This window comes from Sutcliffiella horikoshii, assembly GCF_019931755.1.
Lineage (GTDB): Bacteria > Bacillota > Bacilli > Bacillales > Bacillaceae_I > Sutcliffiella_A > Sutcliffiella_A horikoshii_E.
On sequence record NZ_CP082918.1, the window covers coordinates 3,478,439 to 3,501,591 of the forward strand.

29 protein-coding genes are annotated in these 23,153 nt (G+C 40.5%); 16 read left to right on the forward strand and 13 right to left on the reverse strand.

Annotated features, from left to right (window positions below; translation table 11 throughout):
• Positions 1 to 189: 189 nt before the first annotated feature.
• A complete protein-coding gene (locus K7887_RS17870; RefSeq protein ID WP_223490958.1) occupies positions 190 to 438 on the reverse strand; it encodes a hypothetical protein in 249 nt (82 codons plus the stop codon).
• Between the two features lie 340 nt (positions 439 to 778).
• Here K7887_RS17870 and K7887_RS17875 point away from each other — a divergent pair, with 340 nt between their 5' ends.
• Genes K7887_RS17875 through mnhG form a run of 7 tightly spaced genes read left to right on the forward strand, consistent with a single transcriptional unit; the run spans position 779 to position 6,570 of the window.
• On the forward strand, positions 779 to 3,190 hold the full coding sequence (locus tag K7887_RS17875; protein ID WP_223490959.1) for a Na+/H+ antiporter subunit A: 2,412 nt from the start codon (positions 779 to 781) through the stop codon (positions 3,188 to 3,190).
• Entirely contained in the window at positions 3,177 to 3,599 is a 423-nt protein-coding gene (locus K7887_RS17880) for a Na(+)/H(+) antiporter subunit B (RefSeq protein WP_223490960.1), read from the forward strand. The genes K7887_RS17875 and K7887_RS17880 overlap by 14 nt, the downstream gene beginning before the upstream one ends.
• Complete coding sequence (locus tag K7887_RS17885; RefSeq protein ID WP_060665572.1) at positions 3,599 to 3,940, forward strand: Na(+)/H(+) antiporter subunit C; 342 nt, start codon at positions 3,599 to 3,601, stop codon at positions 3,938 to 3,940. Before K7887_RS17880 ends, K7887_RS17885 begins: the two co-directional genes overlap by 1 nt.
• Positions 3,933 to 5,414 (forward strand): Na+/H+ antiporter subunit D, encoded by a 1,482-nt coding sequence (locus K7887_RS17890; protein ID WP_223490961.1) that lies wholly within the window; start codon positions 3,933 to 3,935, stop codon positions 5,412 to 5,414. Before K7887_RS17885 ends, K7887_RS17890 begins: the two co-directional genes overlap by 8 nt.
• Before the next feature lie 6 nt (positions 5,415 to 5,420).
• Positions 5,421 to 5,897 carry a Na+/H+ antiporter subunit E gene (locus K7887_RS17895; protein WP_088019347.1) on the forward strand — a complete coding sequence of 159 codons (477 nt, stop codon included), beginning with the start codon at positions 5,421 to 5,423 and terminating at the stop codon, positions 5,895 to 5,897.
• Positions 5,898 to 6,194: a Na(+)/H(+) antiporter subunit F1 gene (locus tag K7887_RS17900; protein WP_223490962.1), complete on the forward strand. Its 297-nt coding sequence runs from the start codon at positions 5,898 to 5,900 to the stop codon at positions 6,192 to 6,194.
• Positions 6,178 to 6,570, forward strand: a complete 393-nt coding sequence (mnhG, locus tag K7887_RS17905; protein WP_223490964.1) for a monovalent cation/H(+) antiporter subunit G — start codon at positions 6,178 to 6,180, stop codon at positions 6,568 to 6,570. The genes K7887_RS17900 and mnhG overlap by 17 nt, the downstream gene beginning before the upstream one ends.
• A 47-nt stretch (positions 6,571 to 6,617) precedes the next feature.
• Here the strand turns inward: mnhG and K7887_RS17910 are convergent, their stop codons facing one another.
• On the reverse strand, positions 6,618 to 7,781 hold the full coding sequence (locus K7887_RS17910; RefSeq protein WP_223490965.1) for an iron-containing alcohol dehydrogenase: 1,164 nt from the start codon (positions 7,779 to 7,781) through the stop codon (positions 6,618 to 6,620).
• Between the two features lie 183 nt (positions 7,782 to 7,964).
• Between K7887_RS17910 and K7887_RS17915 the strand changes: the two genes are divergently transcribed.
• Positions 7,965 to 8,198, forward strand: coding sequence for a DUF378 domain-containing protein (locus tag K7887_RS17915; protein ID WP_010196416.1), 234 nt, complete (start codon positions 7,965 to 7,967; stop codon positions 8,196 to 8,198).
• A gap of 594 nt (positions 8,199 to 8,792) precedes the next feature.
• On the opposite strand, the gene yugI is transcribed toward K7887_RS17915, so the two are convergent.
• Positions 8,793 to 9,200 (reverse strand): S1 domain-containing post-transcriptional regulator GSP13, encoded by a 408-nt coding sequence (gene yugI, locus K7887_RS17920; RefSeq protein ID WP_010196422.1) that lies wholly within the window; start codon positions 9,198 to 9,200, stop codon positions 8,793 to 8,795.
• 480 nt (positions 9,201 to 9,680) lie between these two features.
• Between yugI and K7887_RS17925 the strand changes: the two genes are divergently transcribed.
• Positions 9,681 to 10,043, forward strand: a complete 363-nt coding sequence (locus tag K7887_RS17925) for a helix-turn-helix domain-containing protein (protein ID WP_223490967.1) — start codon at positions 9,681 to 9,683, stop codon at positions 10,041 to 10,043.
• A gap of 124 nt (positions 10,044 to 10,167) precedes the next feature.
• On the opposite strand, the gene K7887_RS17930 is transcribed toward K7887_RS17925, so the two are convergent.
• Together K7887_RS17930 and K7887_RS17935 are read right to left on the reverse strand one after the other, a co-directional pair.
• Positions 10,168 to 11,328, reverse strand: coding sequence for an aminotransferase (locus K7887_RS17930; protein WP_223490968.1), 1,161 nt, complete (start codon positions 11,326 to 11,328; stop codon positions 10,168 to 10,170).
• The gene (locus K7887_RS17935; RefSeq protein WP_263290309.1) at positions 11,325 to 11,825 is read right to left on the reverse strand and encodes an Lrp/AsnC family transcriptional regulator; all 501 of its coding nucleotides are present in this window, start codon (positions 11,823 to 11,825) and stop codon (positions 11,325 to 11,327) included. The genes K7887_RS17930 and K7887_RS17935 overlap by 4 nt, the downstream gene beginning before the upstream one ends.
• 165 nt (positions 11,826 to 11,990) lie before the next feature.
• On the opposite strand from K7887_RS17935, the gene K7887_RS17945 reads away from it, so the two are divergent.
• Positions 11,991 to 12,824 carry an alpha/beta fold hydrolase gene (locus K7887_RS17945; protein ID WP_223490971.1) on the forward strand — a complete coding sequence of 278 codons (834 nt, stop codon included), beginning with the start codon at positions 11,991 to 11,993 and terminating at the stop codon, positions 12,822 to 12,824.
• 81 nt (positions 12,825 to 12,905) lie between these two features.
• Here the strand turns inward: K7887_RS17945 and K7887_RS17950 are convergent, their stop codons facing one another.
• The gene (locus tag K7887_RS17950) at positions 12,906 to 13,169 is read right to left on the reverse strand and encodes a DUF1871 family protein (protein WP_223490973.1); all 264 of its coding nucleotides are present in this window, start codon (positions 13,167 to 13,169) and stop codon (positions 12,906 to 12,908) included.
• 105 nt (positions 13,170 to 13,274) lie between these two features.
• Between K7887_RS17950 and K7887_RS17955 the strand changes: the two genes are divergently transcribed.
• Positions 13,275 to 14,444, forward strand: a complete 1,170-nt coding sequence (locus K7887_RS17955) for a MalY/PatB family protein (protein ID WP_223490974.1) — start codon at positions 13,275 to 13,277, stop codon at positions 14,442 to 14,444.
• Positions 14,445 to 14,649: 205 nt separating this feature from the next.
• On the opposite strand, the gene K7887_RS17960 is transcribed toward K7887_RS17955, so the two are convergent.
• The 4 genes from K7887_RS17960 to K7887_RS17975 all read right to left on the reverse strand — a co-directional run bounded on the left by K7887_RS17960 (position 14,650) and on the right by K7887_RS17975 (position 17,140).
• Positions 14,650 to 15,255, reverse strand: coding sequence for a histidine phosphatase family protein (locus K7887_RS17960; RefSeq protein WP_223490976.1), 606 nt, complete (start codon positions 15,253 to 15,255; stop codon positions 14,650 to 14,652).
• Between the two features lie 137 nt (positions 15,256 to 15,392).
• Positions 15,393 to 15,968 carry a superoxide dismutase family protein gene (locus tag K7887_RS17965; protein ID WP_223490978.1) on the reverse strand — a complete coding sequence of 192 codons (576 nt, stop codon included), beginning with the start codon at positions 15,966 to 15,968 and terminating at the stop codon, positions 15,393 to 15,395.
• A gap of 121 nt (positions 15,969 to 16,089) precedes the next feature.
• A complete protein-coding gene (locus K7887_RS17970) occupies positions 16,090 to 16,293 on the reverse strand; it encodes a hypothetical protein (protein ID WP_223490979.1) in 204 nt (67 codons plus the stop codon).
• Positions 16,294 to 16,378: 85 nt separating this feature from the next.
• On the reverse strand, positions 16,379 to 17,140 hold the full coding sequence (locus K7887_RS17975) for a peptidylprolyl isomerase (RefSeq protein WP_223490980.1): 762 nt from the start codon (positions 17,138 to 17,140) through the stop codon (positions 16,379 to 16,381).
• Between the two features lie 87 nt (positions 17,141 to 17,227).
• Between K7887_RS17975 and K7887_RS17980 the strand changes: the two genes are divergently transcribed.
• Positions 17,228 to 17,614, forward strand: a complete 387-nt coding sequence (locus tag K7887_RS17980; RefSeq protein WP_317849220.1) for a kinase-associated lipoprotein KapB — start codon at positions 17,228 to 17,230, stop codon at positions 17,612 to 17,614.
• Between the two features lie 41 nt (positions 17,615 to 17,655).
• On the opposite strand, the gene kapD is transcribed toward K7887_RS17980, so the two are convergent.
• Positions 17,656 to 18,279, reverse strand: coding sequence for a 3'-5' exonuclease KapD (kapD, locus tag K7887_RS17985; RefSeq protein ID WP_223490981.1), 624 nt, complete (start codon positions 18,277 to 18,279; stop codon positions 17,656 to 17,658).
• Between the two features lie 217 nt (positions 18,280 to 18,496).
• Here kapD and K7887_RS17990 point away from each other — a divergent pair, with 217 nt between their 5' ends.
• Positions 18,497 to 19,684, forward strand: a complete 1,188-nt coding sequence (locus tag K7887_RS17990) for an MFS transporter (protein ID WP_264179318.1) — start codon at positions 18,497 to 18,499, stop codon at positions 19,682 to 19,684.
• 73 nt (positions 19,685 to 19,757) lie between these two features.
• Complete coding sequence (locus tag K7887_RS17995; protein WP_223490982.1) at positions 19,758 to 20,459, forward strand: DNA alkylation repair protein; 702 nt, start codon at positions 19,758 to 19,760, stop codon at positions 20,457 to 20,459.
• A 34-nt stretch (positions 20,460 to 20,493) separates the two neighbouring features.
• On the opposite strand, the gene K7887_RS18000 is transcribed toward K7887_RS17995, so the two are convergent.
• Positions 20,494 to 20,877, reverse strand: coding sequence for a hotdog fold thioesterase (locus K7887_RS18000; RefSeq protein ID WP_223490983.1), 384 nt, complete (start codon positions 20,875 to 20,877; stop codon positions 20,494 to 20,496).
• A 202-nt stretch (positions 20,878 to 21,079) separates the two neighbouring features.
• Between K7887_RS18000 and K7887_RS18005 the strand changes: the two genes are divergently transcribed.
• Positions 21,080 to 21,394 (forward strand): ArsR/SmtB family transcription factor, encoded by a 315-nt coding sequence (locus K7887_RS18005; RefSeq protein WP_317849221.1) that lies wholly within the window; start codon positions 21,080 to 21,082, stop codon positions 21,392 to 21,394.
• A 56-nt stretch (positions 21,395 to 21,450) separates the two neighbouring features.
• On the opposite strand, the gene K7887_RS18010 is transcribed toward K7887_RS18005, so the two are convergent.
• Positions 21,451 to 22,083 (reverse strand): SIMPL domain-containing protein, encoded by a 633-nt coding sequence (locus K7887_RS18010; protein WP_223490984.1) that lies wholly within the window; start codon positions 22,081 to 22,083, stop codon positions 21,451 to 21,453.
• A gap of 186 nt (positions 22,084 to 22,269) precedes the next feature.
• On the opposite strand from K7887_RS18010, the gene K7887_RS18015 reads away from it, so the two are divergent.
• The gene (locus K7887_RS18015; RefSeq protein ID WP_223490986.1) at positions 22,270 to 23,118 is read left to right on the forward strand and encodes an SDR family oxidoreductase; all 849 of its coding nucleotides are present in this window, start codon (positions 22,270 to 22,272) and stop codon (positions 23,116 to 23,118) included.
• The last annotated feature ends 35 nt before the right edge of the window (positions 23,119 to 23,153 follow it).

Consider the following 23,153-nt stretch of genomic DNA (forward strand, 5'->3'; position numbering starts at 1 on the left):
TATATTAACCTCCAAAAAACATATTTGCATGCCAATTTTCACTTTACATAATACTGTCCGATAATTCAAGGATTCCTCTGTTCTGTAAGCGGATACAATTAAAATATTTCATTTCTTCTTGCTTACTCTCACAAGAAAACGGCTATACATAGTGTATAACCGCTCTCCATCTTCACTTTGTCTTCACCATCAAGTCGGTTCGACTTCGACTTCTTCATTTTCCTTTTTTGCCACGACAATTCGGATGTATTCCCGTGGCTTAAATGGTTGGATGACATTCGAGCTTCCCTGTTGATTAGATCCAATTAGCACTATGGATGAATCTCCATTGTAATAATGGTCCACATAATCTCTTTTTTGCTCAACACTCAACCACCATGCACCAGCAAATAAAGTAGAAAATATGGATAGTGCAACAGCTGCTTTTCTTTTCACCATATCTACCACCACCTATGACTAGGATGGCTAAAAAATCGACATTTTATGCAATTGGAAAAAATTTTTTCAGGCCTGTTTTGACTAGTTTCTATCATATTTAATATGCAGGACAAAATCGGTCCATACTAACAAACAGTAAGGATGCAAGCGGTTATGATTTAGTATATAATTTGATTTAGTAATTTTTCTTTACAAATAATAATTCCTTTTTACACGTAACAAGGCAGGTACCAAACGGATAGAGTGACACTATCTTAGAAAAAAATGGTATTTGGCGTTGTTTTCTTATGTTTAGAAGGGAACACTATTATTTATAGAAGAAACAGAGGAGGTTTGTGTCTTGTCACTGATTCATTTAGTGATTTTATCGCCTTTCTTGTTGGCGATTCTTGTGCCCTTTGCGCATAAGTATTTCAAAAGCATACATACAGGGTGGTTTGTATTCGTATTGCCACTCGTTTTGTTCATTTACTTTCTCCAATTTTTAAGCACCACCATGAACGGGGAAACATACACAAGCACCATGAAATGGATTCCTTCCATTGGGATAGATTTCGTTGTTTACCTGGATGGACTAGGACTGCTCTTTGCCCTGCTAATAACAGGTATCGGTGCGTTGGTCGTTCTTTACTCCATTTATTATCTATCTAAAGAAAAAGAAGCATTAAATACGTTTTATGTTTACTTACTCATGTTTATGGGTGCGATGCTTGGGGTTGTACTTTCGGACAACCTACTTGTTATGTATTCCTTCTGGGAGTTGACTAGTATTTCTTCCTTCCTGTTGATCAGTTACTGGTATCATCGCGAAAAATCTCGCTACGGTGCACAGAAGTCTATGTTGATCACAGTGTTTGGTGGATTGGCAATGCTCGCTGGAATCATCCTCTTATATTTGATGACTGGATCGTTCAGCATTCGAGAAAACATCGCGAATGTGGATGTAATCACCAGTCATGAACTATTTGTACCGGCACTTCTTTTATTTTTGCTTGGTGCCTTCACAAAATCAGCTCAATTCCCATTTCACATCTGGTTGCCGGACGCAATGGAAGCCCCGACACCTGTCAGTGCATACCTTCACTCCGCAACCATGGTTAAGGCGGGTATCTATCTTGTAGCTCGTATGAGTCCTGTCTTCGCAGGTGCGCCGGAATGGTTCTGGCTTGTATCAGGATTCGGTATTGTGACATTGTTCTGGGGATCATTCTCTGCCGTTAAACAAACGGATTTGAAAGCAATTTTGGCTTTCTCTACTGTCAGTCAACTTGGTCTGATTATGTCCTTGCTGGGTATCGGTAGTGCAGCAGCACATTATGATTACATTGGAGAGAATGCTTATACGATTGCAACCCTTGCAGCGGTATTCCATTTAATCAACCATGCAACCTTTAAAGGAAGCTTGTTCATGGTTGTCGGAATTGTCGATCACGAAACAGGAACTCGTGATATACGAAAGCTTGGCGGGTTGATGAACTTAATGCCTATTACTTTTACTCTGGCAATAATCGGAGCATTCTCGATGGCTGGTTTACCTCCTTTTAACGGATTCTTGAGTAAAGAGATGTTCTTTACCGGGATGTTGCAAGCAACAGAGATAAGTGCTTGGAATATGGAAACTCTCGGTATGATTTTCCCAGTGCTTGCCTGGGTTGCAAGTGTATTCACATTTATTTATAGCATGGTTCTAGTTTTCAAGACTTTTACAGGGAAATACCAGCCTGAGAAGTTGGATAAAAAGCCGCATGAAGCACCGATTGGCATGCTTATTCCGCCAATCATCCTGGCTTCATTAGTCGTTATTTTCGGTTTCTTCCCAATGTTGTTAAAAGGGGTTATCGAGCCTGCACTATATTCCATTCTTCCATCAAATGTTCTATCTGTAGAAGTGAAAATTTATCATTGGCACGGCTTTAATACAGAGCTGTTCATGACAATTGGAGTAATTCTTGTAGGGGTTCTTCTCTACCTTACAGTGGCAAAATGGGGAAAAATTTACGACTGGTTCCCACAAAGGCTTACACTTAACAGATTGTATGATGGTGGGTTAGTAGCATTGGATAGGGGTTCTTCTGCCTTTACCAAATCACATATGACAGGCTTTATTCGTGACTACCTTGTTATGATTTTTGGATTCATGATTATATTGCTTGGAGTTCTGCTGTTTTCCACCGATGCATTTAATGTGAATCTGACAAATGTGGCGCCTGCAGGAATTTATGAAGTAATTTTAGCACTTGTTATGGTCATTTCAGCGGTAACCATTCTATTTGTAAAATCTAGACTGGCAGCTATCATTGCACTTGGTGCAGTCGGATATTCTATGTCCCTGTTTTTCGTATTGTTTAGAGCACCGGATTTGGCATTAACTCAATTAGTTATTGAAACAGTCTCGGTAGCGTTGTTCTTGTTGTGTTTCTATCACCTTCCAGAGCTATCAAAGAAGATGGACAGACTTCGCTTTAAAGTGACGAATTTCATCATTTCACTAGGTGTTGGTCTTATAGTCATCTTTATCGGTCTTTCCGTTAACAGCTCAAAGTTGTTCGAATCAATATCCAGTTATTTTGAAGCAGCTTCTTATAAAGAGGCTGGCGGAAAAAACATGGTTAACGTAATACTGGTTGATTTCCGTGGCTTTGATACATTATTTGAAATTGCCGTACTTACCATAGCCGCTTTTGGTATTTACGCGATGATTAAGCTAAGACTTGCAGATAAGAAGGGAGGAGTAAAAGGTGAAAGTAAATGATTTAATCTTACAAACCACCACTACCCTTTTAACGTTTATCATCTTAATCTTCTCTGTCTATCTTTTCTTTGCTGGACACTACACACCAGGCGGAGGATTTATCGGCGGGTTGATGACATCTGCTGCTCTGGTGTTGCTTTTACTTGCTTTTGACAAAAAAACCGTACAAAAAGCACTACCATTCAACTATCTATCGATTGCAGCGGTGGGATTAATGATATCCATCATTACAGGGGTCATTGCTCTTTTCTTTGATGTACCTTTTCTAACCCATACCTTTGGTTATGTGGAGTTGCCCTTACTTGGTGAAACCGCATTAACTTCTACTTTACCATTTGATTTGGGTGTTTATTTAGTAGTAGTAGGGATTGCAATGACCATTATTCAAACGATAGGAGAGAGTGAATAATGGAGATTATTATGACGATCGTAGCGGGTGTATTAATTGCAACCGCTACTTACCTAATGTTATCCCGAAGCATTTTACGGATTATTATCGGAACAGCACTATTATCCCACGGAGCCCATTTGTTGTTATTGACCATGGGGGGATTAAAAAGAGGGGCTGCACCTTTACTTGGCCAAGAAGCAGATGCATATACCGACCCGTTGCCTCAAGCTTTAATATTAACGGCAATCGTTATTGCATTCGGTGTCACTTCCTTTTTATTAGTTCTTGCCTATAGGGCTTACCAAGAACTAAAAACAGATGATATGGATCAATTAAGGGGAAATGAAAATCATGAATAACTTAGTAATATTGCCGATACTGATCCCTTTAATCACCGCAACACTATTATTGCTCATACCTAAAAAGGTAAAGCTTCAAAAAGTGATCAGCGTCATTTCGTTAACGGCTACAACCATTGCAGCAATGGTTCTTGTCCATACTGTATATCTTAATGGCATTCAAACATTGGAAATTGGAAGTTGGAGGCCGCCCTTTGGGATCGTGCTCGTAGCAGACATGTTTGCCGCTCTCCTTGTACTAACTGGTGTGATTGTGAGTTTCACTTGCGTCCTATTCTCCTTTCGCAATATTGGGAAGGACAGAGAGAACTTTTTCTTCTATGCATTTACACAATTTTTGATCACAGGGGTTATGGGCGCATTTCTTACAGGCGACCTGTTCAACCTATTCGTATTCTTCGAGGTTATGCTAATGTCCTCCTATGCATTGATAGTGCTTGGAGGTACTAGAATTCAACTTAGAGAGTCTATCAAGTATCTATTGGTTAACATTATTTCCTCTGCTTTATTCGTTATAGCATTAGCTTATTTGTACGGATTAGTAGGGACACTGAATATGGCAGATGTGTCAAGTAAGATTGCACAATCCGGTCAAACGGACATAGTGACAGTAGTGGCAATTCTGTTCTTAATTGTATTTGGATTAAAAGGTGGAATATTCCCGTTATACTTCTGGCTGCCTGGTTCCTACCAAGCTCCACCATATGCCATTACAGCCATTTTTGGGGCTTTGTTAACAAAAGTCGGTGTGTATTCCATCTATAGAATATTCACGTTGATTTTTTATCACGAGCCGCAAATCACTCATCAAATTATTGCTGCTTTAGCCATCATCACCATCCTTATTGGTGCTATCGGAGCAATCGCTTATTGGGACGTTAAGAAAATATTGATTTATAATATTGTTACAGCAGTTGGAGTGATCATTTACGGAATCTCCATTGCTACTGAAACCGGTTATGCAGGCGGAATTTATTATCTTGTTCATGATATGGTCATAAAAGGCGCTCTGTTTTTATTGGCAGGAGCGATGTTTACCATTACAGGGACTGATAATATAAAGAAAATGGGTGGATTGATTAAACGTCACCCACTATTGGGATGGATGTTCTTCACCGCATGCCTGGCGCTTGCCGGAATTCCTCCTCTAAGCGGTTTTGTTGGGAAAATTCTACTAGCTCAAGGCGGTTTAGAACAGGAACATTATATATTCGTAGGAGTCATGCTTTTCAGTAGTTTGCTGGTATTGTATTCCGTAATGAAAATATTCATGAACTGTTTCTTTAGGGAAGAAGTATTAAGTCCAAAAGAAGAAAAAGGTACAACCAAGGGCCTTGTTTATCCTTCGGTCATTTTAATCGCACTCTCTGCTTTCCTTGGTCTAGGAGCAGAATTCGTATATCCATACGTTTTTGAGGCGGCAGAAACATTGATGGATCCATCCATCTATATCCAAGCAGTTTTAAAGGAGTAGTTTCGCATGGCTTTTCAAATTTTGATAAATGTAGTAATTGCATTCAGTTGGATGTTTCTTAAAAATCAATGGGCCTTCCCCGACTTCATCATTGGATACTTTTGGGGGCTTGTTATCTTATTTTTAATGAGAAGGTTTCTTCCCGGCAGGTTTTATTTTGAACGGGTGCTGGCAGCCGGAAGACTATTTTTCCTGTTTTTGCGGGAACTCGTTCTTGCAAACGTACAAGTAATTCGTGATATTCTGCGTCCTAAACTAAAAATAGAACCGGGAATTTTCGCCATGCCGACAGAGCTGAAAAGCGAATGGGAAATCACGTTGCTCTCTCTATTAATAACTTTAACTCCCGGTACATTAGTAATGGATATTTCTGATGATAATAAGATTCTTTATATCCATGCCATGAATATCCCAGATGCAGATCAGGCAGTGGCAGAGATAAAAAACACCTTTGAAAAAGCGATCATGGAGGTGACCCGTTAAATGATTGAAAGCACATTTGACTTATTGCTATCCATCAGCTTAATTATCATCTCCATCGCAACTTTAGGACTGGTATATCGGGTTATCAAAGGTCCTTCCGTACCGGACCGTGTAATGGCATTAGATTCTATTGGAATCAACCTAATTGCCATTACAGCCATCACCTCCATCATGTTAAGAACAGATGCCTTCTTAGAAGTTATCCTTCTAATCGGGGTCATTGCTTTTGTAGGTACCGTTGCGTTTTCTAAATTTCTGCAAAAAGGAGAGATAATTGAGTATGACAGAGACAATTAACATATTCATTGGCGTTGTCGTACTGCTAGGTTCTCTTCTTAGCTTAGTAACGACCATTGGCTTGATTAGACTGCCAGATGTTTATACACGCAGTCACGCAGCCTCCAAGAGCGCCACGCTTGGTGTCTTGTTGATTCTAGTTGGTGCTTTACTATATTTCTGGTTTGCAGACAATTATTTTAGTGCACGCTTGGTACTTGGAATAGTGTTTGTCTTTATTACAGCCCCTGTTGCAGGTCATCTCATATCAAGAGCAGCCTATTACACAGACGTCCCTCTTTGGGGAAAGACAGTTCAGGATGATTTAAAGACAAAAGAACGCCCTAAAACAAAAAAAGAAGTAGAAAATAGACAAAAGGTCCATACTGAGGCATAAACAAAAAGCTGGCAAAACCGTATTCGGTTCTGCCAGCTTTTTTTATTTTATAAAGATGCTTTCAAAATGGAAGTGACATCTTCATGTGAAAGTGATTTAAAATTCCCTACTGCTCCTTGTGACATAACATGATCAGCCATTTTATCGATATTCTTATCATCAATATCATAATCGGCTAAACGTGTAGGAGCGCCAAGGCTTGACCAGAATTCACGAAGTCTGCGAATGCCCTCCAGTGCTATTTCCTCGTCTGTTGAACCATTATCCTGTACCCCAAACACCCTAACAGCCAACTGTTTGAATCGACTTAAGTTTGCACCCATAACATGTTCCATCCAATTCGGGAACAGGATAGCCAATCCACCAGCATGAGGGATGTCATAGATGGCAGAAACAGCATGCTCAATGCCATGAGTCGCCCAGTCGCCACGATATCCCATCTGCAGCATACCATTAAGCGCGATGGTTCCATTGTAAAGAATCGTTTCGCGGTGTTCATAGCTCTCCAGGTCTTCTAATAGCTTGGGAGCCGTTTCCATCACAGTGGTTAGAACAGCCTCGCACATACGATCTTGCAGTGGTGTGTTAGTTGTCTGATGGAAATACTGCTCTAATACATGTGACATCATATCAACAATACCGTAAACAGTGTGATCTTTTGGTACAGTAAAGGTATTGACCGGGTCTAGAATGGAGAACTTCGGAAACGTCACTGGACTGCCCCAGCCGTATTTTTCATTCGTTTCCCAATTGGTGATAACAGATCCTGCATTCATTTCAGAGCCTGTTGCAGCAAGTGTCAATACTGTTCCAAACGGCAGAGCTTCTGTTGCAATTTGCTTTTTAAGTACAATATCCCAGACGTCGCCATCATATTTAGCACCGGCAGCGATTGCTTTCGTACAATCGATTACACTTCCGCCACCAACGGCCAAAAGGAAGTCGATTTGATTTTCTTTGCAAAGCTCGACACCTTTTCTTACTGTTGATAATCTAGGATTAGGTTCCACTCCTGCAAGCTCCGTTACCGTTGCACCTGCTTTATGTAAAGTGTTGATCACATCATCATAAAGCCCGCTTCTCTTAATACTTCCTCCACCATAAACAAGGAGAACGTTTTTGCCGTAAGCCTCCATTTCCTGTGGCAACGTTTCTAGTTGCCCTTTTCCGAAAATTAGCTTTGTTGGATTATAAAAAGTAAAATTATCCATTACTATTACCTCCCTTTTGCCATGATTATGGATTATTTTTTCCTTGCATGCAAAGAATTAGCTTCAAGGATGAGACTTCTCACTTTTATCATGCTTCTACAAAAAAAATTTATAAATGAATAATTTCTGTTCAGTTACAAAATATATGGAGGAAAGCACTTATATTCTCAAGGAGGGAATGTTATGAGTACTATTCAACGTATCGCACTAGTACTGACTATTGTCGGAGCTATCAACTGGGGTTTGATTGGTTTCTTCCAATTCGATCTTGTAGCAGCTATTTTTGGCGGCCAAAGCGCAGCCTTGTCCCGTATCATATACGGTCTGGTTGGAATCGCTGGACTAATCAATCTAGGACTTCTTTTCGTCCCATCTGAGCAGCACGAAAGAGAAATCGAACCAAGAACAACTCGATAAACCACAAAAGACCGCCTCTCACCGGGGGCGGTTTTCATTTTCTTAGCAAAATTGTGGAACAGGTGAGTGGATTGTTACTTTTCGGAGGTTGATTGTAACTAATTTGCTGGGTATTGTAACTAATTCGGCTTTGATTGTGACTTTTTTATGGGTTATTGTGATAATTCGGAAATCGAAATGAAATTTTAGTTGTTGGTTAATCGACGCTGTTTCTTTCCGCAAATGGCTTCGCTTTCCGCGGGACGGTGCCTCCTCGCTGCGCTGTGGGGTCTCAATCTACCGTTACTCCCCCGCTGGAGTCTCCGCCATTTGCTCCAATCCACAGCTAGAAATTACGTCAAGAACAGACAACCCGGTTATACGCCTTTTCATAAAGTCAAAGTTTAATGAAGTCACCTTGTTGATTGGAGTGGAAGGCGCGCAGACGCCCGGGGGAGGAAGGGACAGGTGAGACCCCGCAGGCGCAGCAGAGGAGGCTCACGGACCGCCCGCAGGCAAGCGAAGCGCCTGGAACGGAAATCAACCGTATTTTACTTACCTCCTGTTAATCATAAAAAAAAGACACCCTGCACAGGATGCCTTTAGTTAAGAAGATTACTTCTTGATTAGGTCGTTACGGTTGGATTGCTCGATCCACTCTTCTAATTTGTCTTTAAGCGTGTTGAAACCGCCAGGAGCTGCTTCTGTGTGGTTTTTCACTACAGTAGCTTGACGCTTCTTAGGCTTTCTTGGTGCAGCTGCTGGAGCTTCAGCAGGAGCTTCTTGAGTAGCTTTGATGGACAAGCTGATTTTGTTGGACTTTTCGTCAACAGAAAGAACCTTTACTTGAACCTCATCGCCCATTTTTAAATGTTCGTTTACATCTTTCACATAACCGTGCGTAATTTCAGAAATATGAACAAGACCTTGAGTTTCTTCGTCAAGCGCAACGAACGCTCCGTAAGGTTGAATACCCGTTACTTTCCCAGTTAATACACTTCCAATTTCGAATTTATCAGACATGAAAACACTCCTAAATAATTTAATTTTTATACACATTGAACGCAATAAAAGATTATACCACAAATCCGATATTTAATCAAAAATACTTTTTTGCTTACTTGGAGTCCTTTTTATTATTTGTGCAATTTGTCGCTAATATCCTCTGAATTTAGAAAATAACCATTTGTTCATGAAGGCTGTTTTCGTATTCTTTGTTGCTTTTTCGAATATTTGAACCAACCGTTATATTACTTACCTGTCGCGCTCTTTTCCCTGTTGCACTAAGAATACTACTTGCAAATTCTAAAGTTGTAAGCAGTAAAAAGTCCAATTGCCGACTTTTTACAAGTAAATAGCAACAATCTTTGAGAAAAGAGCCTTCATGAAGAACACAAAATGTTTATAAACTAATATAGAAAGAGTAAAAATATGTTCAAACTTTCTCTAGATTAAACATGGTATGATAAAAGTAAGAAATTGCTTACATTGGAGGTAATCGGAATGAGAAATATTGGGGAAAACATCCGCTTTTATCGGGAACGCGCAAAAATGACCGCTGCCGAGCTTGCTTTGAAGATCCGAGTTGGAACCGGCACCATTGAAAAATATGAAGCCGGCCTGCAAACACCTGACATGCAAACCATACTAAAAATTTCAACGGTTTTAGATGTACCTGCTTCCGAACTATTAGAGTCCTTTACTTCCAAAAATTCTACAGGCCTAGATCCGGAACTGGAGGAATTAATCAAAGAAGTAGGGGTTAAAAGAGCGAAGTTAATTCTCAGGAAAGCTAAAGATTATACAGATGAAGACTTCTTAAATGTAATGCAAGTATTGTACGAAAAGAAATATAGCACTCAATAAAGAATTTTCTTTAAAATCAGGTTTTAAAAATAAAAATCATGGGAATACTTATACCATCAAGGCTTTCTAGTATTCCCCCTTTTGTTAGGACCAAATCCACGTTGGATTTGGTCCCTTTTTTTTCCTAGCGAAATTGTTTTACAAAACGCTCCATTCTTTTTATCGCTTCCTGTAATTGTTCCAATGACGAAGCGTAGGAGCATCTCACATATCCTTCTCCACTTTCTCCGAACACATTGCCAGGAACGACCGCCACCTTTTCCTCCAACAATAATCTTTCTGCGAATTCTTGTGAGCTAAGTCCGGTCTCTTTTACAGAAGGGAAAGCATAAAATGCTCCACCAGGATTATGACAGTGCAGCCCTAACTCGTTCAGTGAAGCCACAAAATAATTTCGTCTCCTGCGATAACTTTTTTTCATTGCTTCAATATCTTGACGACCGTTCTTTAACGCTTCAATTGCACCATACTGTGCCATGGTTGAAGCGCACATCATGGCATACTGATGGATTTTCAGCATTGCTTCTATAATGTCTGTCGGCCCGGCTACAAAGCCCAAGCGCCACCCCGTCATGGCAAAGCCTTTTGAAAAACCAGAAATCAGGATGGTTCTTTCCTTCATTCCAGGAAGAGTTGCAAAGCTGGTAAACTTCTCGTCAAAGCTGAGCTCTGCATAAATTTCATCCGATAAAATCAGCAAGTCATGTTTTTCTACAAGACGACTCACTTGGATTAGTTCGTCCTTTGAAAGCATGGTACCAGTCGGGTTGTTTGGAAAACATAGAAGTATCGCCTTCGTTCTCTCTGTAATGGAGCTTTCCAATACGTCAAAGTCGATGCTGAACCCTTTCTCTGCATCTGCTCCGACTCTAACGGCAGTGCCGCCAACCAATTCAATAAGCGGCGCATAGGAAACGAAACAAGGTTCAATGACAATCACTTCATCCCCCGGGTCAACAATCGCACGGATGGAGAGATCCAACGCCTGACTTGCCCCCACTGTGACAATCACGTCGGTTTCAGGTCTATACTCTACTTCAAATTGCTCGACCAAATATCGGCTGATTTCATTTCTTAATTCCAGCAATCCTGCATTTGCTGTATATGATGTATGACCATTATGTAAAGAAGCAATGCAAGCTTCCCTCACTCCCCATGATGTTACGAAGTCCGGTTCGCCCACACCTAAAGAGATAACACCTTCCATATTCGCAGCTAAATCGAAGAAACGACGAATCCCAGAAGGCTGAAGTTTTTGTACATGTTGTGCTACTCTGTTTCTCATGGGGACACCACAATTCGGCGGTCATCTTCTCCCTGATCAAAGATGGTTCCATCATGCTTATATTTCTTTAAAATAAAGTGGGTAGTTGTAGAGATTACCGAGTCCAGTGTAGAAAGCTTTTCAGAAACGAAATTTGCAACCTGGGAGAGTGATTTCCCTTCTATTACGACTGATAAGTCATACGCTCCCGACATCAAATAAACAGATTTGACTTCAGGGAACCGATAAATATTTTTAGCTATCTCATCGAAACCTACCTCACGCTTCGGAGTCACCTTCACGTCAATCATCGCTGTCACACCTTCAAAGTTGTCGACCTTGCGCCAATCTATCACCGCCCCATATTCAACGACGATTCTTTGTTCTTCCAACTTTTGCAGCATATTCTCAGTTTCCGCTTCTGTCAGTTCCATCATTTTGGAAAGTACATCTATATTCATTCTTCCGTTTTCTTCAATAATCTGGAGCAAGTCCAATTCTTTTTCCGTTAATTGCATACGCTCATCCCATCTCCTTCATATAAACATTGACTCATTATAGCAAATATTCCGCCTTAATGTATTACGATTATTTTACAGAACACATTCAAAAAAATACACAGGTTTGAAATAGCAAAGAGAGGATAAAATACCTATAACTATTCAAACTCAGGAGGGACAGAGATGCAAACCAATCAATTTACGACTAATATTGCAGGAATCAATGTGTTTTATGAATTTCACCATGACTCTCCCTTTATCAATAAACCGACACTTGTCCTTATCCATGGGTTTCTTTCTTCCTCCTTCAGTTTTCGTCGCTTAATTCCATTGTTGACGAAAGAATACACAGTACTCGCCATTGATCTACCGCCATTTGGCAAAAGCGAAAAATCCAAAAAATTTGTTTATTCATATGAGAATATGGCTAAAGTGGTGATTTCCCTTCTTGAAAAGCTGGGGATAAACCGCACTGTTTTAATCGGTCATTCAATGGGGGGACAGATTTCTTTAAATATCAGCAATCAGAAACCCGAACTTGTAGAAAAAGTCGTCCTGTTGTGCAGTTCAGGCTATTTAAAAAGGATGAGCAGGTCTGTCATCTACTCTTCGCGAATCCCATATTTCTATATTTGGTTGAAATATTGGCTGGCGAGACAGGGCCCAATCCAGAACTTATTGAACGTGGTATATGATCATTCTTTAATTGATGAGGAGATGATCGCAGGATATACGGAACCTTTCTATGACGATCAAATTTTTGTGGCCTTGACTAGAATGATTCGCGATCGGGAAGGTGATCTTGCTGCGGAGATATTAAGAAAGATTGAAACACCGAGTCTTTTGATATGGGGGGAAGAGGATAAAGTTGTTCCTTTAGAGGTCGGAAAGAGACTCCATAGAGACTTGCCAAATTCCAGGTTGATCACCTATAAAAAAACGGGGCATCTTCTACCTGAAGAAAAGCCGCAAGATGTGTTTGATAACATTCTGGACTTTCTGCAAACTTCCCCATAAGGAAAGGAGAAAAGCTCTCAATGGCTTTTCTCCTTTTTATGACGAAGCTAATTTTCATGACAATTATGATTCCAAGGCTTATTATAGAGAACAAGAATCCTCTTCATTTTTTATCATCATTAGCTCTTTCGCTTTGTCCTTGCATTTGGAAATGGGAATAAATTGCTCAAAGGAGAATTCATAAATAGCTTGAATTTTTTTGGCTAATTGGTCTATATCATCAAGTTCATGCACTGCTTGTACAACATCCACACATTCCGTATCGTAGGCATCCACACCATACCCAAGTGGATCCCATTGCAATAAGTTTTCCATTAACCTAACATTCACACTGGCTTTTATCATGAAACTTTCACCTTGCTTTCAAGAACATTTACTGCATATTATACCTTGTTTTCACCAAATTGTTTAGCAGACTAGATTCTAACTGATTGGAGGCGACAAACACATATGAAATCCTATGACTTCAATGAATCCATCAATAGGAAAAATACTTCTAGTGTCAAATGGGACGAAACTGGTCGCGTTTTCGGAAGTAGCGATGTATTGCCGATGTGGGTTGCAGATATGGACTTTCAGGCACCACAGGAAGTAACCAAAGCAATTATGGATAAGGCACAGCATGGAATATACGGCTACACAGCCATTTCCACGTCCGTTGACGATGCTGTTTCAAGCTGGTTTCAAAAACAACACGGCTGGGAGCTTAAACAAGAGTGGCTTACTTATATTTCAGGTGTGGTTCCAGCACTAAGCGCGACCATCCAAACCTTTTCAAATCCAGGTGATAAGGTCATTGTTTTTTCTCCTGTCTATTATCCTTTTTATGACATGGTTACATATAATGACCGTAAACTGATTACTAGTCCGATGGAATATAGAAATGGCCGTTATTACATGGATCTTCAGGATTTTGAAGCGAAACTAGATGGCGATGTGAAACTCCTTTTATTATGCAACCCTCATAACCCGGGTGGAACAGTATGGACTCGGGAGGAATTAGAGCAACTTGGAAAGATCTGTGTAAAGCACAATGTAATCATCGTTTCCGATGACATACATGCCGATCTAGTATTTGAAAATCACACATATAATGCCATTGCCTTTATTTCTGATGATATTGCCAGGCAGACTGTTACTTGTATTGCTCCGACCAAGACTTTTAACATAGCTGGATTACAGGCTGCCGCTATGGTCACTTCTAATGATTCTTTCCGTGAAAAGTTGGAGCTTTTCATGAAAAAGCAGGGCCATTTTTTGTTGAACATGCTAGGTGTTTCAGCAATGGAAGCAGCTTACAGGCATGGGAAGCCGTGGCTTGACGAAGTGTTGGATTATATAGAAGACAACATGGATTACGCAGTGGAATATATTCAGAAAGAGATTCCTGGTGTTGACGCAAGCAAGCCGGAAGGGACTTACCTGCTCTGGATTGATTGCAGGAAGCTAGGATTAGGAGAAGAAGAATTAAAGCGACTCCTCCTTCATAAAGGAAAGCTGGCCCTTGAGTCCGGGGGCAAGTTCGGAAAAGAAGGAAACGGCTTTGTTCGGATGAATGTCGCCTGCACAAAAACCACCCTACAAGAAGGCCTCCTAAGACTAAAAACTGCCCTGAGTTAATAGAATGAGTTTGAAGAAACCCTAGCTGATAATTGAAGCAAAAGGCGAAGACTCCTGAGGGAGATAGCGCTAGGTGGAGACCCCGCAGGCGTAGCCGAGGAGGCTCCAGCAGCGCCCCTAGGAAAGCGAAGCCATTTGCGGAAATTATCAGCGGTGTTATATAAAAAAAATAAGGGTTATGCAGCACGATGCTTGCATAACCCGATTACATATTGTATAAGTGCTCAGAACAATTCAACGAAACAACAGACAATCCCTCGTCATTTTTCCTTATAATATGCATTCCTGTATCTCCTGTCGGGAACCTGACGTTCGTATGAACAGGCAACTGCAATAGTGCTCTCAATAAATTGGATATGGTCCCCCCATGCGAGACAATAGCAATCCTCACAACAGCTGAACTTTCAGCCAAGATCTTGGATAATGCCGTTTCGACTCTCATGCGGAATTCAATTTCAGACTCCCCGTTTTGAATTCTTTCATGAGGTTTTCTTCCTCCCGGCGGCAATGGATATTTTGTCGCTGCCACTTCTCTAGGCAAGCCCGCCAAAACCCCATTGTTATATTCCATCAGACTTGGTTCTTTAATTAACATGCAGCCCACTTCCTCGGCCAATATGGCGGCCGTTTCTGACGCCCTTTTTAATGTACTTGTCCATATGATATCTGGAGGACAATGCTCGTTTAATCGGCAAGCCAGCCTTTTTGCCTGCATCCTGCCAAGTTCCGTTAAGGGATAATCGGCTCTCCCCTCATGAACTTGGAGAATATCTGCTTCTGATTGTCCATGCCTTATTAATAGTATCTCCAAAGATGCAACCCCCTTTATCTATAAATTTAAAATTATCTCAAAACTATGAACTATGTCAATAAGATTACGAATATTTCTTTAATAATACAAAGTGAAAGTAAAAAAACACACCCCATTGAGTGTGTCTTTGATTGAAGTTATTTTTCCTCAGCTTCGTCAACTGGTTCTTCTACCGCTTCATTTTTCTCTGCTACTTCTTTGGTTATAACACCGCATGCTATTCTCTCTCCAGAGTCACCTGCAGGCTGCGTCATGCCATCATCAATGTTTTCTGTAATGATAATAGCTGTTCCATCTTTCCCAAACAAAGAGGTCTTTCCTTCCTCCAACGTTGCTTGAGGTGCCATTAATTCTGCAATGACCGTCCCGTCATCTTCCACAATGATATTTGGCAAATCTCCCACATGTGCTCCTTCAGGATGCATTAAGCCATGCTGTTTGTCATCAGGGTTAAAGTGATTGCCTGCCGTTTTAAAATCCGGTGCATCGCATAAACCTGTTTCATGAATATGTACAGCATGCTCTCCAGGAGGAAGCCCCTCTAGATTTAATTCAATCTTGACACCATTTGGGTCTTCCGAAACTTTTGCCACTCCAAGGGAGTCACCAGTACCATTAAATATCTCTACATCAAGTGCCGTTATCTTGCTCTCCATACAACCTGTCAGGATTAAGCATATTAAAAAAGTCAGGGTAAATATTTTAGCTCGCATAAACTAGTTGACCTCCAATTAGTCGTTTACCAGAGTTTCCCCGAAAATGATGGGGAATATGTTTTTCTATAACAAAAAAAGGCTCACTCACCAATTTCGGTGAATGAACCTCTACACTTTTTCAATCTTTAATAACTTTTTCTCTTCGCAACTGTTCCTCTAATGCTTCCGCCTTTTGACTTTCTCTTTTGGATACTTTAACTATATATCGGAAAACGAATATGGCAGCAATAAAGAAAATGACAAAGGTTATCCCTGCAGGAATATACTCTGTTTTATCTTCTGGAAAATATAAGAATAGTTGTAACATAAAGAAATTAAGCATCGTTACCACACGACCTTTCGCAGGTTATGAACCTATTCATTATAGCAAAAGTTACAGCAAGGGACCAACCTTGAACCCCACTTCCTTATTTTACTACGGTCATTTTCTCAATCACGACATCTTCCACCGGCTTGTCCGCTTCTCCAGTTTCCACTGTTGCAATGGCGTCCAGCACCTCCATGCCTTCCACTACTTGTCCGAATACTGTATGTCTAAAGTCGAGTCCAGGTGTTCCGCCATTCTCTTCATATAATTCAATAACTTCTTCAGGGTATCCTGCTTTGATCATGGATTCCATTGTTGCCTCATCTACCTCTTTAGCATGAACAATGAAAAATTGACTTCCGTTTGTATTCGCTCCAGAGTTTGCCATGGAAAGAGCCCCTCTGAAGTGCAGCATTTCTCGACTGAACTCGTCTTCAAACGGCTGTCCCCAGATGCTCTCTCCACCCATACCTGTACCTTCAGGATCTCCGCCTTGAATCATGAAATCTTCAATGACACGATGGAAAGTCAATCCATCATAGTAGCCGTCTTCTGCATGTGTAACAAAGTTCTCTACCGCTTTTGGAGCTGCATCAGGATAAAGGTTTACGACCATTTTACCTTTGTTTGTTTCTATTTCCACTGTACGGATGGTTTCACTAGTGTTTGTAAACTGTTGAAATTCGCCAACCTCCACCTCTTCTGCATTTCCTCCATCTCCCGTTTCTTGTCCTGCATTTTCTTCAGACTGTTGTTCATTTGTTGAATTATTGCTAGTTGCATTTTCATCATTTGTACTTGACCCACAACCTGATACAATAAGAATTAGAGCAAGCATCATTATCATCGTCCATTTTTTCACGTGTTTCACACCCCATATTTTATTTACTTAACAAGATATTACTAAATATAACAAAAAAAATCATCATTTGAATGCGAAAGGGGACTTATGATGGAGAAAATAGAGGTTGGCAGCATCGTAACCGGGATTTATAAAACTGGAAAATATATTGGGGAAGTAACAGATATTCGCCCTATGCACTATTTGGTTAAAGTAAAAGCAGTATTGAAGCATCCGCAGCAAGGAGATCTACATGCACCTAAAGAAGCAGACGTTCCGCTTTTTCATGAGCGTCGGGCACTGTCATTCCATGAACAGACCAACATTCCAAAAAATATGGTGAAACCATATGAAGGAGAAGTCCTTGATTACAAGGAATCATTGAAAATAGCGCTTCATGCAGCCACTCAAGCACTCGAAAATGACGACAGTCTTTGGGCGAAAAGAAGCATGGAAAACTTTTCAATCCTAAAAAAAGACTATAAATCATCCTGACAAATTAAAAGCCAAATCACCTATATAGGGGATTTGGCTTTTTATAAGGCATATTTGTTTATTATTTTCGAAAGGTCTATTCGGTCCCCGATCGTAGTAGGTTCCGGTTTTGCGAGGTAACTTTTATCCTTTTCAACGAGGCGAAAGATATTAAATGTCGTCAGCGCATCATCAAGGGCCCGATGGTGTTTACCTGTTCCTTCCTTCCCGTATTCTTGCACTGCTTTCCATAAACCTGTTTGATTTTGGTCACCAAAGAACTTTTTGTATTCCATCGAAAGATCAACATGCTTGCACGTCAATGGAAAGGGTACTCCGTGATACTCACAATTGTTCCTTAATACCTTCATGTCCATATTCCCCCATGTTACGACCGTGCCCCTCTCTTGGACGTTATATGAGTTCAAAACATCGATCAATTCCACAAAACTTGCACCGTTATGGACATCCCTTTGAGAAATGTTCAAGAAGGATTTGCATCTGTTTGTTAAGGTTGGAAATGCGGATGGACGAATATAGTTCGAGTATTGCTGGATTATTTTATCTTTTTCCACTGCAACAATTCCAGCTTCAATGATTTCGGGGAAGAATTTTTTTGGATAATTTCTATTTTCCGGCATGGTAAATTCAAAATCGATAAAAAGGTGTAACGGTGTAACCTTCATGATTCCCCTCCTCTTTAATTTTCAGAATTTTATTACTATATTATATCATGGTGAATAACATTTTTAGCACGCAATTCACTCATTTTTCCAAAAATAAAGTTTGTTTTGTTGATTTTTCTTGAGGATGCGTTATTATTTAGTTATACGAAATATTTATAATCCGAAATTTTAGAAGAAGGTGACAATCATTTCCATATCAGGACGAAACTTGTTCATCATGTGGATTGCGAACTTTTTCGTTGCTGCTAGTGCTACTATGATTCTCCCTTTCTTATCCTTATTCATTGAGACGTTCGGGAATTACTCTGATTCCTATGTACAGCGCTGGTCAGGATTTATTTTTGGCATCACTTTTCTCACCGCGTTTTTCGTTTCACCGATTTGGGGGCGAATTGGGGATAAATATGGCTTTAAGCCGATCTTATTGTTAACAGGTACAGGTATTGCCACAAGTATCCTGTTGATGAGTGTAGTCGATTCGGTACATGGACTGTTCATTCTTAGGATGTTCATGGGATTGGCAACTGGATTCATTCCGACTTCTATGGCTTTGATCTCCTCTCAAGCACCAAAAGAGATTGCAGGAAAAACACTCGGAACCTTGCAGACCGGTACAGTTTCAGGAGGACTCCTCGGTCCATTGATTGGCGGTATGCTTGCGGATTCCTTCGGCTTTGCCTACACATTTTTCCTTACATCAGCTCTAATCTATCTGGCTGTGATTCTAGTGGCATTTGGCATTAAAGAAAAGAAGAAAAGTTCTGCAAATCAAAAAGAAAAGAAATACTCTCGAAAAGAAGTACTGCAATACATCATACAAAAACCGCTCTTGCTTAAGATTATGTTCTTGTCCATGTTCATTCAGGCGGCTAATTTCAGCATCCAGCCCTTACTTGCACTTTATGTGAATGAGTTGACAGGCGGTACCGCAACAAATATCGCCTTGCTTGCAGGGTTCGCATTCTCTGCTACTGGCTTTGGCAATTTGTTAGCGTCAAGGAACTGGGGAAAACTTGGGGATAACATCGGTCATGACAAAGTCATCGTCATCCTTATGCTCGCAAGCTCCATACTCTTTATTCCTCAAGCACTTGCCACCTCGCTTTGGCAGCTTGTCCTGTTCCGCTTTTTATTTGGAATGGTAGTTGGAGGCTTGATTCCATGTATGACCGCTTATATCCGCAATGTAGCCCCTTTATCCATGCAGGGAGAAGTGCTAGGCTATAACGTCAGTTTCCGTTTCTTAGGGAATGTGATTGGACCGGTGATGGGTGGAATGATCGCCGGCTTTTACGAGATATCTACCGTATTTTATATCACCAGCTTTATCTTTTTATGCTCAGGAGTGATGTTGCTCTATAGCATTCTTCATTCAGAAAGTGCGAAGAAAACGGCAGAATCCTAATTAAGCTTTGTTTCATCGCCTCCCAATTTCCTGTATTCTACTAGTAGAAGATCAGGATATGGGAGGTTTTTTTATGGAAGCCGTTACTTTGGAAACGTATCAAGATGAGTTAATCGATTGGTTTCGGTCAAACAGGAATGAATCGAACAGAAAGCCGATGGAAGATTATATGCGCAACCACTTTTCATTTTTAGGTATAAAATCGCCTGAGCGAAAAGAGTTATTAAAAAAATTTTTCGTGGAACATGGGAAACCAAAACAGGAATGGATTAAGCCGCTTGTTACCTTTTTATATGCGCAACCTGAACGGGAATTCCATTATGCTGCCCTTGCGATGATTGATGTTCATATTAATAAGCTTGATGCAGAGTGGCTCTCCTTTTTGGAAGAAATTATTATTACAAATTCCTGGTGGGATACAGTAGATCATATTGCTCCACATCATGTAGGAGCCATTTTGTTGAGGGAAAAGGCAAGTATTATCGATTATCCAGATAGGTGGATCAAGTCGGATAATTTCTGGCTCCAAAGATCGGCTATTCTCTTTCAATTGAAGTATAAGGAAAAAACAGATGCTCAGAAGTTGTTTTCTTATATAGAGGCGACCAAAGGGTCTAAGGAGTTTTTTATTAGGAAGGCTATCGGCTGGGCGTTAAGGGAATATTCCAAGACCGCTCCGGATGAAGTATTAACGTTTATTAAGTCTACGGACCTGGCACCACTTAGCAGGCGTGAAGGGCTGAAACATTTAGTAAGGAGGGGAATGGAGGTTTAAATAAAACCTCCATTCCCCTGCTCTTTGTCTTGCATTATCTTTTCTTCAAAATTGCCATGGTACAACGGGAAATACATATCAACGCTTCATTCTCATCTACAATTTTAATATCCCATACCATTGTCGTTTTTCCTCTGTGCAACGGAGTTCCTATCGCCGTAACCACCCCGTCTTTTTTCCCTTTAAGGTGGTTTGCATTTATCTCCAGCCCTACACAGATTTCTGTTTCCTTGTCGATCAGATTAAAAGTCCCGATGCTTGCAATAGTCTCAGCCAAAGCCACGGACGCTCCACCATGCAGCAATCCAAATGGTTGGTGCGTGCGCCTATCTACAGGCATGGTTGCCACTGCTCTTTCCTCCGACAGTTCCACGATTTCGATTCCAAGTAAGTCTATTAGTGTGTTTTCTAGTTCCATTCCTGGTTCCTCCTTTTGTCACTGCTTATCTCTTAATAATACTACTGCAAAAAGAAAATACACAGAAAATAATACAAAAATAGGAATAAGTGCCGACCAATCTAGCATAAATCTCCCCTCCTTTAACTGCAGTTATGTTGAGTCCTGGCTATCTATCGCATATAATGAATTTAAAATTAGAGAGTACTAGAGGTGAAATTAGTTGAAAAAAGAAATCCCTCTACAAGATGTGTCCTTAGAAAAAATGTTTGAAAAATATGAAGCAAAATACAAAGCCGTTGCTGACAAAAAGCGACTGCACATTATGAACATTCTATGCCGCCAAGGAGCTATGTGTGTATGCGATATGGTTCCGCTGATCGGGATGCCCCAATCTAAACTTTCCTATCATTTAAAGATATTGTTGGATGCGGAAATCATTATTAAAGAAACACGAGGAACATGGAGTTATTACTCTTTGAACCAAAAGGAAGTAGACAATCTACTATCTGAGGAATTATGTTGCATTTTCCGCTAAAGGTGTTAAAAACAGACCGCCATCTTCCAATCTGGAAGATGAAACGGTCTGTTTTTTTAATATAGATATTCAAGATTAACGGACGCATTAATGGTTATTTCTTGTGGTTCAATGGGTGTGCTCGCTTTCTCTTGAACAGCAAAAGAGGCATAACGCGGACCTCCAAATACCTGTTGGGTGACTTCTTCCACCTTGATTGGAACTGGAGAAAGGCAAACTTGTAGAGTTACAGCCATTGCATGTGCCTTTTTCGCCCCATCCACCACAGCAAGCTGCAGGACATGACGATAGATTTCGTTATAATTAGAGACTTCAAAGGATACACTCTCCGAAATATTCGCTCCATTTTCAAAAGCCACATCCACGATGGTGCCTGTTTTTGTTATATCTCTGACTTTTATTCGGAAAATATGGCGTACTTCATAAGTAGAAAGGACAGACTTACCTGACGAATCTGTTTCATATCGCGGAAAAGAAGTATAAGAGGAAGTTTCAATGTCTTCTTGAGGAATGCCTGCTGCTATTAAAGCTTGAATCATTCGGTTTGCTATCAATCTATTTTCTTCTTGGGCACGTTGGACATTGGGATTGGTGGTTACCACTCCCAATTGAAGATACGCAATATCCGGCTGCACTTCCTTTTTCGCGTTTCCCTGAACAAGCATCGTTCGTTGCAAAATGACCACCATCCCCCTACTCATTTGTTCCTATTCTATGAGGGGACTTGCACATATATACATTATCGACTTTTCAAAAAGATGAATATAAGCTTTAATCAGCATATACTCCTTGTATTGTATTTATTCCTTTTATACTTATTAGATAAACTAGCAAACTCTTTGCTAAATAATTCAAATGAACGGGAGGCTGTTTCCATGCAAAATAAGACTGTCATCATCACAGGTGCTTCAGGAGGTTTCGGAAAAACATTTACAAAAGCTTTTCTAGAAGGAGGTTATCACGTAGTCGCAACGATTAGGGATAAAGCAAAAAAGTCCGTGCTATTGGAAGGATTGACCCCAAAGGAAGCGGAAAATCTGAGTTTTGCTTTATTGGATGTAGCAGACGAAGAATCCGTGAATAATTTTGGTAGTTTCGTTCAAGGACTAGAACGTGTGGATGTTCTCATTAATAATGCTGGTTTTGCTGTGGCTGGCTTTGCAGAAGAGTTGAGCACAGCGGAATATCAGTTCCAGCTGGAGACAAACCTTTTGGGAGTAATGAGGGTAACGAATCATATACTTCCGAAAATGAGACAAAAAGGCAGCGGCAGAATTATCAATATTAGCTCCATCAGCGGGTTAATCGGCTTCCCCGGCCTTTCCCCTTATGTGTCATCCAAATATGCCTTAGAAGGGTACAGTGAGAGTCTCAGACTGGAGTTAAAGGAATTTGGTGTAGATGTGGTCCTTATCGAACCAGGCTCGTTTCAAACGAATATATGGTCATCCGGCACCCATATGTCCTCCAATGCGGGAAACTCCAATTCTCCATACCTTGAGATGTTTAAGGGGATGAATAAAAGACTTCAAAAAGATCGAGAATCGTATGGAGATCCAGTTGAAGTTGCTAAACTGATATGGAAGATAGCCGAGATGAAGAAAACCCCCACCCTTCGCTATACCGTCGGAAAAGGTGTAAGGTTCTCTCTACTTGCCAAACGTCTACTGCCTTGGAGAGTATGGGAAAAGATTGTTTTAAGCCAAATAAGGAACAAAGACTAAATAAAAGGCTGACAACTCTCCATTCCCATTTTAAT

Excerpts from the sequence above, each read along its gene's own strand:
- K7887_RS17870 (WP_223490958.1), bottom strand. The coding sequence starts at position 438 with ATGGTGAAAAGAAAAGCAGCTGTTGCACTATCCATATTTTCTACTTTA.
- K7887_RS17885 (WP_060665572.1), top strand. The coding sequence starts at position 3,599 with ATGGAGATTATTATGACGATCGTAGCGGGTGTATTAATTGCAACCGCT.
- K7887_RS17890 (WP_223490961.1), top strand. The coding sequence starts at position 3,933 with ATGAATAACTTAGTAATATTGCCGATACTGATCCCTTTAATCACCGCA.
- K7887_RS17895 (WP_088019347.1), top strand. The coding sequence starts at position 5,421 with ATGGCTTTTCAAATTTTGATAAATGTAGTAATTGCATTCAGTTGGATG.
- K7887_RS17900 (WP_223490962.1), top strand. The coding sequence starts at position 5,898 with ATGATTGAAAGCACATTTGACTTATTGCTATCCATCAGCTTAATTATC.
- mnhG (WP_223490964.1), top strand. The coding sequence starts at position 6,178 with ATGACAGAGACAATTAACATATTCATTGGCGTTGTCGTACTGCTAGGT.
- K7887_RS17910 (WP_223490965.1), bottom strand. The coding sequence starts at position 7,781 with ATGGATAATTTTACTTTTTATAATCCAACAAAGCTAATTTTCGGAAAA.
- K7887_RS17915 (WP_010196416.1), top strand. The coding sequence starts at position 7,965 with ATGAGTACTATTCAACGTATCGCACTAGTACTGACTATTGTCGGAGCT.
- yugI (WP_010196422.1), bottom strand. The coding sequence starts at position 9,200 with ATGTCTGATAAATTCGAAATTGGAAGTGTATTAACTGGGAAAGTAACG.
- K7887_RS17925 (WP_223490967.1), top strand. The coding sequence starts at position 9,681 with ATGAGAAATATTGGGGAAAACATCCGCTTTTATCGGGAACGCGCAAAA.
- K7887_RS17930 (WP_223490968.1), bottom strand. The coding sequence starts at position 11,328 with ATGAGAAACAGAGTAGCACAACATGTACAAAAACTTCAGCCTTCTGGG.
- K7887_RS17935 (WP_263290309.1), bottom strand. The coding sequence starts at position 11,825 with ATGCAATTAACGGAAAAAGAATTGGACTTGCTCCAGATTATTGAAGAA.
- K7887_RS17945 (WP_223490971.1), top strand. The coding sequence starts at position 11,991 with ATGCAAACCAATCAATTTACGACTAATATTGCAGGAATCAATGTGTTT.
- K7887_RS17950 (WP_223490973.1), bottom strand. The coding sequence starts at position 13,169 with ATGATAAAAGCCAGTGTGAATGTTAGGTTAATGGAAAACTTATTGCAA.
- K7887_RS17955 (WP_223490974.1), top strand. The coding sequence starts at position 13,275 with ATGAAATCCTATGACTTCAATGAATCCATCAATAGGAAAAATACTTCT.
- K7887_RS17965 (WP_223490978.1), bottom strand. The coding sequence starts at position 15,968 with ATGCGAGCTAAAATATTTACCCTGACTTTTTTAATATGCTTAATCCTG.
- K7887_RS17970 (WP_223490979.1), bottom strand. The coding sequence starts at position 16,293 with ATGCTTAATTTCTTTATGTTACAACTATTCTTATATTTTCCAGAAGAT.
- K7887_RS17980 (WP_317849220.1), top strand. The coding sequence starts at position 17,228 with ATGATGGAGAAAATAGAGGTTGGCAGCATCGTAACCGGGATTTATAAA.
- kapD (WP_223490981.1), bottom strand. The coding sequence starts at position 18,279 with ATGAAGGTTACACCGTTACACCTTTTTATCGATTTTGAATTTACCATG.
- K7887_RS17990 (WP_264179318.1), top strand. The coding sequence starts at position 18,497 with ATGTGGATTGCGAACTTTTTCGTTGCTGCTAGTGCTACTATGATTCTC.
- K7887_RS17995 (WP_223490982.1), top strand. The coding sequence starts at position 19,758 with ATGGAAGCCGTTACTTTGGAAACGTATCAAGATGAGTTAATCGATTGG.
- K7887_RS18000 (WP_223490983.1), bottom strand. The coding sequence starts at position 20,877 with ATGGAACTAGAAAACACACTAATAGACTTACTTGGAATCGAAATCGTG.
- K7887_RS18010 (WP_223490984.1), bottom strand. The coding sequence starts at position 22,083 with ATGGTGGTCATTTTGCAACGAACGATGCTTGTTCAGGGAAACGCGAAA.
- K7887_RS18015 (WP_223490986.1), top strand. The coding sequence starts at position 22,270 with ATGCAAAATAAGACTGTCATCATCACAGGTGCTTCAGGAGGTTTCGGA.